This window comes from Roseateles sp. P4_D2, assembly GCF_056401875.1.
Genome location: NZ_JBFUIM010000004.1, coordinates 348,934 through 361,437, shown reverse-complemented (window position 1 = coordinate 361,437; position 12,504 = coordinate 348,934). Strand labels below are relative to the sequence as shown.

The following is a 12,504-nucleotide window of genomic DNA, read 5'->3' as shown; positions in this document are numbered from 1 at the left end:
GGGCATCATAGGCAAGGGGCCGACGCGCTCACCAAGCCTTGAAGCGCCCCGTGACATGCAGCAGCGCCATGAACTGCAGCAGGCCGTCGTAGTAACGCCATTGGCCGGCGGGCGGCTCCAGCGCCCAGAGATCGTTGACAAAGCGCGCACCCAGCGGCTTGTCGACGAGCAGGGCTGCGACGGCATTGCTGGCCATCAGGCCCGTGGCGGCCTCGTCATTCAAGGGCTTGCCGTCCACCGTGTAGAGATGCGGATAGGGCTTGCCGTACTTGCCTTGTGAAGCAAAGAAGCCCAGCAGCTTGCGGCTCAGGCCCGCGGCGTCGGGGTTCTTGTCCCACCAGGCCTGGTCGACGCTCCAGTTCACCGCCGTGCGGAAGGCGTCGTAGCGGAAGTCCTCATGGCCTTCATGCACGCGCGGGCGGCCGTCGAATTCGGCGTAGTCGGGCGTCAGGCCGGTCTTCGGATGGGCCGCCACGGAGAAGTAGGCGCGGCTGATCCCGGCGATCTCGGCCCAGCGCTCGCGGTCCTCGGGTTTGGCGGCGCGGCGGGCCCAGATCTCGTAGAAGGCGGGCAGGTGGTAGGACGGGTCGCTGAAGTCGGCCGCCTTGCCGATAGGCACGAAGACGACCTGGCCGCGCTCGGGCGAGAACATCGAGCGCACGCCGTCGACGATGCCGCCGTTCATCTGCTCCTTGTGCAGCATGGTGCTGAGCAAGGCCTGGGCCTGGGCGTTGTAGTCGTACAGGCCCTGGCCATTGCCCCAGCGGGCGGCCGCCATCAGCAGCGCCGTGGCGAAGTACTCCTCGCCGTCGGACGCGGGCACGGTGTCCTTGTCGCAACCCTTGGGCTGGCATTGCCAGCGAAAGTAGCCGGCGCGCGGGCCCGTGCGGTAGCGCATATGCGTGGCGGCCCAGTTCCACAGCGCGTCGAACTCGGCCTTGCGGCCCATCTGCACGGCAATCATCATCCCGTAGGACATGCCCTCGCTGCGCACATCGGCGTTGTTGACGTCCAGCACATAGGCGGCCGGGCCGTCAGGTGTGGCGGGCGCGGGGTAGACGACACGGTGCTCGGCGTCGCCCTCGAACAGCGACTGCCAGTAGCCGGCCAGCCTGGCGTCGATGTCGGCCTCGGTCACGCTGGGGCGGATCTCGCGCAGCAGGTTGCGGTAGTTGCCGGTATGTGCCGCGCCACGCGGCGGGAGGGTGACCGAGGCCAGCGGTGCCAGCACCAGCTTTTGCAGCACCGCGTTGTCATCGAGGCGCCAGACCTTGATGACATGACGGCCGGGCTGCAGGCTGGCAAAGCGTGCGCTGAGCACAAAGCCGTTGTCCTTGACGGCCTGCGCCCAGTCCTTCTCGCCGCGGCTCAGCTCGGGGCCTGCAGTCGGCACCAGGTTCAGCTTGAGCTCCTGCGCCGGCAACTCGTCGACGGCCACGGCCAGGCGGATGCCGCCCGCATTGCGCGTGTCCAGCGTCGGCACCATGTGCAGGCTGAGCAGCGTGTCGCCGGCGTGCGACGTGTCGACGTCGTACTCCAGCCGCACGCCATCGGCCAGCGTTGTCGGCGCGTGGCCTTGCGGCAAGGCCGTCACTGCGCCCTGGCCGTGGCCGAGGTTGGGGATGACCGTCCAGGTCAGGCCCTGGCCGTTGATGGCGCGGCTGAACCGAATCGCCTCCAGCGTGATCGCGTTCGACGGTTCTGCCGTGGCGCGCTCCAGCTGGCGTTGAACTTCGGCCGGATCGGCGCTGCCCGCCACGCGCTTCACCGCCGGCATGATGTTCTTGTCCGGCTGCTGCCAGCTCGTGTAGCCGATATGGGTCTGCAGCATCATGCCGGCCCATTTGCCGTTCGCGAGGGCGTGGTACTGGTCGGCGATGGCCTGGTCGCGCTGGAAAGCAGCCTCGGCGCGGTCGGCAAAGACATCGGCGCGTGCGTCACCCGCCGCAGCCAGCTTGCGGTTCCATGCCGCCGCGTAGTGCAGCCGGTAGAGGTTGGCCATCGCCAGCACGGGGTGCTCGACCAACTGGAAGTAGGCGTCGAGCTGGTCGGCCTTCAGCCCCGCCTTGACCTTCGCCACGCGCGCTTCCAGCACCTCCCATTCGGCGACGCGGCGGCCGAAGTCGCCGCCATCCAGCGCATCGGGCGAGGCGTTGCCGAGACGGAAGCTGCCCGCGTCGACGAGCTCAGGCTTGCGCCGTGCCGCATACTGGCTGTAGCGAGTGACCAGCTCACCGATCTCCGCGGCTTGAGCGCCGCCGAAGGTCCGCGCCGCCCAGTCGCGCGGGTAGGCCGTCAACGCCGCCGGCGTCATGCGCGTGGGCGACCAGGCCATGTCGAGGAAGAAGCTGATCGGGAACTCCATCGGCTTGATGTCGCCGACGTTGACGATCCACAGCGCGTCCGCTCCGCGCTCGTGGGCCAGGTTCATCTGCTGCCAGGTCTTCTCGATCTGGTTGGTGTTGAGCCACTTGTAGTTGCGCGGCCCGCCCACGTAGTCGAAGTGGTAGTACACGCCGTAGCCGCCCTTGCGGTCGAGGTCTTTCACCGGCAGGCGGCGGATCTGGCCCCAGTTGTCGTCGGCAAACAGCAGCAGCACGTCGTCGGGCACCTGCATACCCTTGTCGTAGTAGTCCTGCACCTCCTTGTAGAGGGCCCACATCTGCGGCGTCCGGTCGGCCGGCTGGCCGGTCACGTCGGCAATGATCCTGCGCTGGTCGCGCACGACGCTTTCGAGCAGCGCGTTGGCCGTGCCCTCGCTCATGGGCTCGTCGCCGTCGCCGCGCATGCCCACGGTGACGAGGGTGTCGAAGGCCTTGCCGCCGGGCCGGCCCATCGTGCGCTGGATGCCGCCGCGCCAGAACTCGCGCAGCTGCTCGGGGTTCTTCGCGTAGTCCCAGGCGCCGCCCTTGGAGCGCGCCCATTCGTCATGAGCCCGCGACATCGGCTCGTGGTGGGAGGTGCCCATGACGACGCCCATCTCGTCGGCCAGCACCATGTTCCTCGGGTCGTCGGCATTGAAGGCGCGCGGCGCCCACATGGCCGGCCACAGGTAGTTGCCGCGCAGGCGCAGGATCAGCTCGAAGACATGGGCATAGAAGGCCGAGTTGGCGCCGCCGAACCTGGCCTGCGCCCAGGTGCTCAGCGCCGGCGCCTCGTCGTTGATGAAGATGCCGCGGTACTTGACCTGGGGCTGGTCGTCACGGGCGCCCGCGGTGACGAAGACATCGGTCTTCTTTTCCACCGGCACGTCCGCCCACCAGGCCCAGGGACTGACGCCCATGCGGGCCGACAGGTCGTAGGTGCCGAAGACCGCGCCGCGGCGGTCCGAACCGACGATGACGAGGGCACGGGCGATGCCCGGCCAGGGCTGCTCGACGACCACCTGGCGGAAGGCCTCCCAGCGGCCCTTGAGCCCGTCGAGCTTGAGCTTGCGGCGGGCGACGAGATCGTCCAGCATGGGGCTGCGCCCCAGCTCGCCGATGACCACGATTTCGCCGCGCGCGTCGGCGATACGGTTCAGCAGCGCTGCCGGCTTGCCCGACACGCGCTCCAGGTCCGCCGCGAAGTTGCGGCTCGCATGCTGGAGCGCCGGATCAGCCGCAGCATCGACAACAACGCCAGCCGCCTGGCCCGCCTTCACCAGTGCCAGCGCGCGACCGGGGTCGCGCGCGCAGACCGACACGGGTGCGTCGCAAGCCAGGGCGGGCACGCAAACGCCAGCCGCGACCAGCAGCCCCGCGAGGATTTTCAAAACACGACGAATCACCGCTAGTCTCCACGCCCGGCGTCCTGGCACGGGACGCTCTTTGGCCATTGATGTTTACGCAATCAGTTTTAAAGCACAAAGATGATCGCGGGAGCTGATCGGGATTTTCCCTGGTATCTCAGCCCACTTCTGCCTGATGCACGTCGCCATGATGAATTCCAGAAAGGCGCGCTTCAGTCTATTTATGGTAGCGTAACCTTTTCGAAGCCGCCCGCACTGCCCACGTCCAGCAGGCCACGATTCATGATCCACAACCCCGTGCTGCCCGGCTTCAATCCGGACCCCTCCTTCTGCCGCGTCGGCGATGACTTCTACATCGCGACCTCCACCTTCGAGTGGTACCCCGGCGTGCAGATTCACCACTCGCGCGACCTCGTCAACTGGACGCTGGTGACGCGCCCGCTGAGCCGCAAGAGCCAGCTCGACTTGCGCGGCAACCCGGACTCCTGCGGCATCTGGGCGCCCTGCCTGTCCTACGCGGACGGCCTGTTCTGGCTGGTCTACACCGATGTGAAGCGCTTCGAGGGTAACTTCAAGGATGCGCACAACTACATCGTCACGGCGCCCAGCATCGAGGGCCCCTGGAGCGACCCGGTCTATGTGAACTCGTCGGGCTTCGATCCCTCCCTCTTCCACGATGACGATGGCCGCAAGTGGTTCCTGAACATGCTTTGGGACCACCGCACCGGCTCCATCGGCGGCCAGCCCAAGGCCTCCGCATTCGCCGGCATCCTGCTGCAGGAATGGGACGCCGAACGCCACCAGCTCGTCGGGTCGGTCACCAACATCTACCGCGGCACGCCGCTGGGCCTGGTCGAAGGGCCGCACCTCTTCAAGCGCCAGGGCTGGTACTACCTGATGACGGCCGAGGGCGGCACCGGCTACGGCCACGCGGTGACGCTGGCGCGTTCGCGCGCGCTGCATGGCCCCTACGAGACCCACCCCCAGCGGCACGTCGTCAGCAGCAAGGACGCACCCGACGCGCCGCTGCAGCGCGCCGGCCACGGCCAGGTCGTGCAGTTGGCCGACGGCAGCGTCTACCTCGCCCACCTCTGCGGCCGGCCGCTGCCGGGCACGCAGCGCTCGCCGCGCGGCCGCGAGACGGCCATCCAACGTTGCGTCTGGGGTGAGGACGACTGGCTCTACCTCGCCGACGGCGGCATGGTGCCGGCCGTCGAGGTGGCTGCGCCCACTGATGCGCAGCCGCTGCCGCGCGAAGCCGTGCGGCGCAGCTTCGTCAACTGCCCGCGCCTGCCGCAGGAATTCCAGTGGCTGCGCACGCCCGAGCCTGACCGGCTGTTCACGCTCACCGGCGGCGCACTGCGGCTGACCGGGCGCGAGTCGGTGGGCAGCTGGTTTGAGCAAAGCCTGGTGGCGCGGCGCCAGGAGGATGCCGGCTTGCGCGCCGAGACGACGGTGGCGGCTTTTTCTCCCGACACCTACCAACAGGCCGCGGGCCTGACCCATTACTACAACCGCCACAAGTTCCACGCCCTCCTCATCACCTGGGCGGACGGGCTGGGCCGCGTGCTGAGCATCCTGTCCTGCCCCGGCGATTGGCCGGACAACCGGTTGCAGTTCCCCCTCGGCGAACCCGTGCCTTTGCCCGCCGAGGGCCCGGTGCAACTCGCTGCCGACATCGATGGCCCGCATCTGCAGTTCCTCGCCGACTGGGGCCAGGGCTGGCAGCCCGTGGGGCCGGTGCTGGACGCCAGCGTCATCTCCGACGAAGGCGGCCGCGCCGAGCATGCCTCCTTCACCGGCGCCTTCATCGGCATGCTGGCCTTCGACACCAGCGGCCGCGCCCGAACGGCTGACTTCACCCGCTTCGACTACCTGCCTCGATGAGCACCCAGGGTTCAGCAGCCGATCCCGCGGTCTTCACGCTCGGCACGGCTGGCGGCCTGCAGATCCAGGTCAGCGACTTCGGTGCGCGCTGGCTGTCCTGCCTCGCGCCCATGCCGGATGGCAGCCGGCGTGAGGTCGTGCTCGGGCACGCGACGCCGGCCGATCATCTGCGCGAGCCCGGCTTCTTCGGCGCCATCGTCGGTCGCTATGCCAACCGCATCGGCGGCGCCGCCTTCACGCTGGACGGGCGCGCGCATCGGCTCGTCGCCAACGAGGGCGAGAACCAGCTGCACGGCGGTCCGGATGGCTTCGACCGCCGCAGCTGGACGGTCGTCGACCACGGTACGCACCACCTGCGCCTGGCCCTGCATTCGCCCGATGGCGACCAGGGCTACCCCGGTGCGCTGAGCGCCGAAGTCGAGTACCGCCTGGACCCGCAGCGCCCAGTCCTCACGCTGCACTTCGGCGCCCGCGTGAGCGCGCCCTGCCCGGTCAACCTGACCAGCCATCCCTACTTCAATCTCGACGGCTCGGCAGCGCCCGTGCTCGGCCATCGGCTGCAGGTGGCCGCGAGCGCGATGCTGCCGGTGCGGCCCGACATGGTCCCGACCGGCGAAGTCGCCCCGGTCAACGGCACGCCCTTCGATTTGCGTCAGCCACGCCTCATCGGCGATGGCCTGGGCCAGGGCGAGCAGCAGGCGCGCGGCAGCGGCTACGACCACTGCTTCGTGCTGGACGAGAACGCCGCACGCGGCGAGGCGCCCGCCGCCGCGCTGGTCTCGGCCGACGGGCGCCTGGCCATGCGACTCTTCACCAGCTACCCTGGCCTGCAGGTCTGCAGCGGCAATTTCGTGCACCATGCCAAGGGCCGCGACGACCTGCCCTTTTCACGCCATGCCGGCATCGCGCTGGAGCCGCAGTTCTTCCCGGACGCGCCCAACCACCCGGCCTGGCGCGAGCAGGGCTGCATCCTGCGCCCCGGCCAGACGCTGGCGCGCTGGATGCGCCTGGAGTTCGACGCCCTCGCCCGATGAAGCCGCTGCCCATGACCAAGACACCCGAAGAGCTGCGCAGCGCGCGCTGGTTCGCCAAGGACGATTTCCGCAGCTTCGGCCACCGCAGCCGTGTGCTGCAGATGGGCTACGCCGCCGAGGACTTCATCGGCAAACCCGTCATCGCCATCGTCAACACCTGGAGCGATGCCAACCAGTGCCACAGCCACTTCAAGCAGCGGGTGGAGGACGTCAAGCGCGGCGTCCTGCAAGCGGGCGGCTGGCCACTGGAACTGCCGGCCATTTCGCTCAGCGAAAGCATGGTCAAGCCGACGTCCATGCTCTATCGCAACTTCCTCGCGATGGAGACCGAGGAGCTGCTGCGCAGCCACCCGGTGGACGGCGCCGTGCTGATGGGCGGCTGCGACAAGACCACGCCCGGCCTCTTGATGGGCGCCTTCAGCATGGGCCTGCCCTGCATCTACCTGCCGGCCGGCCCGATGCTGCGCGGCAACTGGCGCGGCCAGGTGCTGGGCTCGGGGTCGGACGCCTTCAAGTACTGGGACGAACGCCGCGCCGGCCGCCTGAGTGACCAGGCCTGGGCCGAGATGGAGGCCGGCATCGCACGCAGCCACGGCACCTGCATGACGATGGGCACGGCGGCCACGATGATGGGCATTGCCGAGGCGTTGGGCTTCACGCTGCCGGGCGCCAGCAGCATCCCCGCGCCAGACGCCAACCACATCCGCATGTCGGCGGAATGCGGCCGGCGTATCGTGCAGATGGTGTGGGGGGACCTGACGCCAGCGAAGTTGCTCAGCAAGGGCAGCTTCGCCAACGCGATTGCCGTGGCCATGGCCATGGGCTGCAGCACCAACGCCATCATTCATCTGGTCGCCATCAGCCGCCGCGCCGGGCTGCCGGTCACGCTGGACGACTTCGACGCGGCCAGCCGCCATGTCGGCGTCATCGCCAACATCCGGCCCAGCGGGGATGCCTACCTGATGGAGGACTTCTTTTACGCCGGCGGGCTGCCCGCGCTGATGAACGTCATGCGAGACAAGCTCGACCTCGGCGCGCTGACCGTCAACGGCCGCACGGTGGGCGAGAACGTCGCCGGCGCCGAGGTGTTCAATGCGGACGTGATCCGCGCGCTGGACAACCCCATCTACGCCGAAGGCGCGCTGGCCGTGCTGCGCGGCAACCTCGCGCCGGACGGCGTCGTCATCAAGCCCAGCGCCGTGGCGCCGCATCTGCTGCAGCACACCGGTCGGGCGCTCGTGTTCGACGACTACCCGAGCCTGAAGGCCGCCGTCGATGACCCGGATCTGGACGTCACCGGCGACGACATCCTCGTGCTGCGCAACGCCGGCCCGAAGGGTGCCGGCATGCCGGAGTGGGGCATGCTGCCTATCCCGACCAAGCTGCTGAAAGCCGGCGTGACGGACATGCTGCGCCTGTCCGACGCACGCATGAGCGGCACCAGCTACGGCGGCTGCCTGCTGCATTGCAGCCCCGAGGCCTTCATCGGCGGCCCGCTGGCGCTGGTGAAGACGAGCGACTGCATCACAGTCGACGTGCCGGCCCGCCGCATCCACCTCGAAGTCAGCGACGAGGAACTTGCCGCGCGCCGCGCCGCCTGGACACCGCCGCCCGCGCGCTACGAGCGCGGCTACGGCTGGATGTTCGCCCGCCACATCCTGCAGGCCCATGAGGGCTGCGACTTCGACTTCCTCGAAACCCAGTTCGGCGCACCGGTGCCGGAGCCGGTGATCTACTAAGAACTGCTTGCCCCACATGCTGAAGAACACAGCCACAGAGACACGGAGGCACAGAGAGAGCCGGATGCCTCTGTGTCTCTGTCGCTGTGTTCCTTGGCCCTTCCAATTGAGACCCACATGAACCCCGACACCCGCAAGAAGCTGATGGGCGTCAGCACCGCCACGCTCTGCACGGCCCTGTTCAAGCGCGGCCTGCGCGGTCAGTTCATCCAGGACGTCAGGCCACTGAACCCGGGCCTGCCCAACATGGTGGGCCCGGCCTACACGCTGCGCTACATGCCGGCGCGCGAGGACTTGAACGACATCGGCGTGTTCAAGGACCGCGCCCATCCACAGCGCAAGGCCGTCGAGGAATGCCCGGAAGGTGCGGTGCTGGTCATCGACAGCCGCAAGGATGCGCGTGCCGCTTCGGCGGGCGGCATCCTGGTGGCCCGGCTGATGGTGCGCGGCGTGGCCGGCGTCGTCACCGATGGCGGCTTCCGCGACAGCCCGGATATTGCCCGCTACAGCATGCCGGCCTATCACTCGCGCCCGAGCGCACCGACCAACCTGACCCTGCACCAGGCCATTGCCATCAACGAGCCGATCGGCTGCGGCGATGCGCCGGTGTTCCCGGGCGATGTGATCGTCGGCGATGCCGAGGGCGTCATCGTCATCCCGGCCCACCTGGCCGACGAGATCGCGAACGAATCCGTCGAGATGACCGTCTTCGAGGACTACGTGCAGGACAAGGTGATGGGCGGCCGCAGCGTGCTGGGCCTGTACCCGCCGACCGACGCCGACGTGGCCGCGGACTTCGCGGCCTGGCGCCAGCTCAAGGGGCGCTGACCTTCGGGCATCGCCTGTCGAGCACTTCGACAGGAAAGGCTTCGGCCATCACGCGATAGCCGGCCAGCGACGGATGCAGGCCGTCGTTGTCGACCTCGGCACGCAGGAATGCCGGACGCGCGGGGTCGCGCATCAACGCATCGAAGTCCACCAGTGCATCGAAGCGTCCCGGCTCACGCAGCCAGGCGTTCAGCGCCTGGCGATCGGCCTCGTTCTCGGCTTGCGGTGAGTAGTAGCCGCTGCCCGAATAGGGCATGACGGTCGAGGCGATCAAGCAGACGCCGCGTGAGCGGGCACGCTGGGCGAGGTCAGTGAAACCCGCCTTCATCTCGGCCAGCAGCGTGGCGCGAGACTCGGGCGTCGTCGGCCGGCCGCGGTGGCTGACGCCGAGATCGTTGACGCCGATCAGCACGACGGCATGCGTGGTGCCGGTTCTTTCCAGCACGTCGCGGTCAAAACGCGATACGAGGTTGGGCCCGAGACCGTCGCGCAGCAGGCGCCCGCCGCCAATGCCCGTGTTGATGACCGAGACCTCCCGCTTCTCCGCCATCAGGCGACGCGACAGCACATCGGTCCAGCGTTGGTAGCTGCCCGAGGGCACGCCATAGCCGTCGGTGATGGAGTCACCCGTCGCGACGAGGACGGGCAGCACCCTGGCAGCCCGCACGTCCAAGGCTGCCAGATGTCTCCAGCCTTCCTGGGCCACGGCCTCGGGCCAGTCCGCCGTGCCAACGCGATCGCCTGGCACCGCCCAACTGCGGATGCGCGAACCTGGATGCATACTGGCCTGCGCCGGCCCGGCCTGCACATGCATCTGCACGGCGACATCGGCCTGGCGTGGGACGGCGAATTCGATCACGTCGCTCCAGATCTCGGCATGCGCCGGCACGACGACTTCACGCCGACCCCCAAAGCTCAGCGAACGCAGGCTGGCCGCGTTGACCACCACGCCGTCCACCAAGGCCACGCTGGCCGCGCCCAGGGTCAGCGGCTCGGCGCCGAAGAGGTTGCTGATGCGCACCCGCAGGGCCCGCCCTGCGGCGTCCACGCGCACGATCTGGCGCAAGCTGACGTCGCGCAGGGGCTGGCGCCACGCGAGCGGGGCGTCAGCTGGCGGCGCCTGCTCCAGCTGCGCGCTGGCCCAGGCCGCCAGCCAGGTGCCGCCGGCATCGTCTCGCGGCGCGCCGGCGCACCCGGTCAGCAGCAGGATGGCAGTCAGCAGGCCGAATCGGAGGCTCGCTCTTGGAGATGGGCTCATGCCAAAATGATAGCGCAACCATTTGCTCGTCATCCAGGCGGCCCGGGGGGCGTGGTTGTTGCACCTGCAGGCCCTGTCCAGAACTCCCGGCTTGCCTTTTCAGCCGCGATCTGCGCCCGAGTCCTGCGCGCTTTTCATCCGCGTACCGGCGCCTGGGCCACCTGGGCCGACCACAGCGGTTGCGTCGCGAGTTCCGCGGCGGTGACGTCGTCTGCCGTCACCGCATATTCATTGCTGCTGCGCTCAACAAAATAGGCAGAGCGGTAGCGCTGCAGCAGTCCCCCGAGTGCCCTGCGGGCCTGATTCGAAGGGCCATTGAAGACGAGGGTCAGCGTGGTCATGGTCGGTGCTTTCATCAAGGGCCGAGGTCATCCCATCGGCCCTCCTTGAACGCCAGGCAACCCGTGCGGTTGACGTTCAAGGTTGATACAGCTTGTGAGCGCACCGCCCAGGCCAAGCGACCCGGCCTACAGGCGCCCCATCAGCAGCAGCACCAACACGATCAGAGGAACCGTGAGCCAACGCCGCCTCGGGACGAAGCGCAGGCCCTGCCAGGACCCGCAGACATCCTCACATCCTCAAAACAGCTGACATGCCGTTCCCGCAGGCTTGATGGGCCTGCCGTGAAGGCGCACAGTGCCAGCCTCGCCAGGAGATCACGATGCGATTCAGCCGCCTCGCCGCACTGTCCCTGGCCATGCTGCCGCTCGGCGCCATGGCAGGGGCGCTGTACGGCACCGTCCGCTCGGACCATGGGCCGCTGGGCGCCGTACAGGTTCAGCTGGCCTGCCCCCGCTTCGGGCAGGGCGCACGCACCACGGAGGCGACGAGCGATGCCAACGGCAGCTTCGCGCTGCGCCTGCCCGTGAATGGCAAGTGCGAGATGCGCGTGCAGCGCGGCACCAGCATCGGCCCGCCGTTCGAGGTCTATCTGTTCGAGAACCCCGTGCGCTTTGATTTCGTCGTCGGGCAGCGGCTGGAGAAGCTGCGGTGACGGTCAAGGAGGCGGACAAGGTCAACAACAAGGCGCAAGACAAGGGCAAGCCCGGCGAGAAGGACACCGGCGCCACTCGCCTGGAGTGGATCAAGGCGATCGGCATGCCGGCAGTGACGCTGATCGTGACGGTGGTGGGCGGCTACTACCTGACCGGGCTGCAGAAGGAACGCGAGACGCGCGAGGGCAACGAGAAGCTGTACGCGCAGTTGCTGACGCAGCGCGAGCAGTCTGACGCGCAGATCCGCAAGGACATGTTCAACGTCGTCATCAGCAACTTTCTGAAGGAGCCCAAGAAGGGCGACCTCGAAACGCAGGTGCTGCAACTCGAACTGCTCGCGAGCAACTTCAACCAGTCGCTGGACCTGGCGCCTCTGTTCAAGGACGTGGCCCGCAAGCTGACAGGCAAGGACGCCTCGTCCACGCCGCGCAATGCCGAGTTCAAGAAGCGACTGGACCTCAGCGCGGCCAACCTGATCTCCAAGCAGGTAGACAGCCTGTCGCACCGGGGCTTCGCCAAGGGCTATCCGCAGCCGCTGGGCGGTTGGGCAGAAAACTTTGGCAAGCCCTTCATCGACGAGAAGATCACGCTGCAGCGCCTCATGCCGCGATCACGAGCGGCACCGGGCGGCAAAGGCGAATCCATTCACTTCCAGGTCGAGATCGTAGATGTGAACCTGGAGCGCCGCGAGGTGGAGGTCAGGCTGCGCGTCGACTTCCCGGGGGACTCGGAACAGGACGTGGACCGACATTTCTGGGTCAGCCAATACGACTTCCCCATGCTGGACAACACGCAGTTGCCGCAGGGGCTTCGCTGCTCCATCGTCATCACCGAATTCCTGGTGCCGGACGGCCCCGCGGACAGCCGCGAAGCCAACAGCGCCGTCAAGTTCCACCTGGTCGTCTTTCCTGCTGCGAGCGCCAGCTTCAAGGAACGCCAGGACTATGACGACGTGCTGACCGACATGTTGAGGTTCAGCGCCAACCGCGGCGAGAAGGAGGCAGCACGCCCATGAACACAATTCCACTGCCCT

General features: G+C 68.1%; 9 protein-coding genes. 6 read left to right on the top strand and 3 right to left on the bottom strand.

Translation table 11 applies throughout. From position 1 onward, the window contains the following. Positions 1 to 28: 28 nt before the first annotated feature. On the bottom strand, positions 29 to 3,769 hold the full coding sequence (locus AC1DW0_RS09715; RefSeq protein ID WP_477945620.1) for a glycosyl hydrolase family 8: 3,741 nt from the start codon (positions 3,767 to 3,769) through the stop codon (positions 29 to 31). A 243-nt stretch (positions 3,770 to 4,012) separates the two neighbouring features. Here AC1DW0_RS09715 and AC1DW0_RS09710 point away from each other — a divergent pair, with 243 nt between their 5' ends. The 4 genes from AC1DW0_RS09710 to AC1DW0_RS09695 all read left to right on the top strand — a co-directional run bounded on the left by AC1DW0_RS09710 (position 4,013) and on the right by AC1DW0_RS09695 (position 9,218). Continuing rightward, on the top strand, positions 4,013 to 5,617 hold the full coding sequence (locus tag AC1DW0_RS09710) for a glycoside hydrolase family 43 protein (RefSeq protein WP_477945618.1): 1,605 nt from the start codon (positions 4,013 to 4,015) through the stop codon (positions 5,615 to 5,617). Then, the gene (locus tag AC1DW0_RS09705) at positions 5,614 to 6,651 is read left to right on the top strand and encodes an aldose epimerase family protein (protein WP_477945616.1); all 1,038 of its coding nucleotides are present in this window, start codon (positions 5,614 to 5,616) and stop codon (positions 6,649 to 6,651) included. Before AC1DW0_RS09710 ends, AC1DW0_RS09705 begins: the two co-directional genes overlap by 4 nt. Positions 6,652 to 6,662: 11 nt before the next feature. Beyond that, positions 6,663 to 8,390 carry an L-arabinonate dehydratase gene (gene araD / locus AC1DW0_RS09700; RefSeq protein WP_477945674.1) on the top strand — a complete coding sequence of 576 codons (1,728 nt, stop codon included), beginning with the start codon at positions 6,663 to 6,665 and terminating at the stop codon, positions 8,388 to 8,390. 117 nt (positions 8,391 to 8,507) lie between these two features. Next, complete coding sequence (locus AC1DW0_RS09695; protein WP_477945614.1) at positions 8,508 to 9,218, top strand: ribonuclease activity regulator RraA; 711 nt, start codon at positions 8,508 to 8,510, stop codon at positions 9,216 to 9,218. On the opposite strand, the gene AC1DW0_RS09690 is transcribed toward AC1DW0_RS09695, so the two are convergent. Then, on the bottom strand, positions 9,205 to 10,476 hold the full coding sequence (locus AC1DW0_RS09690; protein WP_477945612.1) for an SGNH/GDSL hydrolase family protein: 1,272 nt from the start codon (positions 10,474 to 10,476) through the stop codon (positions 9,205 to 9,207). The genes AC1DW0_RS09695 and AC1DW0_RS09690 overlap by 14 nt on opposite strands. 134 nt (positions 10,477 to 10,610) lie before the next feature. After that, a complete protein-coding gene (locus tag AC1DW0_RS09685) occupies positions 10,611 to 10,817 on the bottom strand; it encodes a hypothetical protein (RefSeq protein WP_477945610.1) in 207 nt (68 codons plus the stop codon). A gap of 320 nt (positions 10,818 to 11,137) precedes the next feature. On the opposite strand from AC1DW0_RS09685, the gene AC1DW0_RS09680 reads away from it, so the two are divergent. Both AC1DW0_RS09680 and AC1DW0_RS09675 read left to right on the top strand, forming a co-directional pair. Further along, positions 11,138 to 11,470, top strand: a complete 333-nt coding sequence (locus tag AC1DW0_RS09680) for a peptidase associated/transthyretin-like domain-containing protein (protein WP_457322660.1) — start codon at positions 11,138 to 11,140, stop codon at positions 11,468 to 11,470. Continuing rightward, positions 11,467 to 12,486 (top strand): hypothetical protein, encoded by a 1,020-nt coding sequence (locus tag AC1DW0_RS09675; RefSeq protein ID WP_457352410.1) that lies wholly within the window; start codon positions 11,467 to 11,469, stop codon positions 12,484 to 12,486. The genes AC1DW0_RS09680 and AC1DW0_RS09675 overlap by 4 nt, the downstream gene beginning before the upstream one ends. Positions 12,487 to 12,504 lie beyond the last annotated feature (18 nt).

What these genes read in the sequence shown, in the direction of transcription:
- AC1DW0_RS09710 (WP_477945618.1), top strand. Translation starts at nt 4,013, where the DNA reads ATGATCCACAACCCCGTGCTGCCCGGCTTCAATCCGGACCCCTCCTTC.
- AC1DW0_RS09705 (WP_477945616.1), top strand. Translation starts at nt 5,614, where the DNA reads ATGAGCACCCAGGGTTCAGCAGCCGATCCCGCGGTCTTCACGCTCGGC.
- araD (WP_477945674.1), top strand. Translation starts at nt 6,663, where the DNA reads ATGACCAAGACACCCGAAGAGCTGCGCAGCGCGCGCTGGTTCGCCAAG.
- AC1DW0_RS09695 (WP_477945614.1), top strand. Translation starts at nt 8,508, where the DNA reads ATGAACCCCGACACCCGCAAGAAGCTGATGGGCGTCAGCACCGCCACG.
- AC1DW0_RS09690 (WP_477945612.1), bottom strand. Translation starts at nt 10,476, where the DNA reads ATGAGCCCATCTCCAAGAGCGAGCCTCCGATTCGGCCTGCTGACTGCC.
- AC1DW0_RS09685 (WP_477945610.1), bottom strand. Translation starts at nt 10,817, where the DNA reads ATGACCACGCTGACCCTCGTCTTCAATGGCCCTTCGAATCAGGCCCGC.
- AC1DW0_RS09680 (WP_457322660.1), top strand. Translation starts at nt 11,138, where the DNA reads ATGCGATTCAGCCGCCTCGCCGCACTGTCCCTGGCCATGCTGCCGCTC.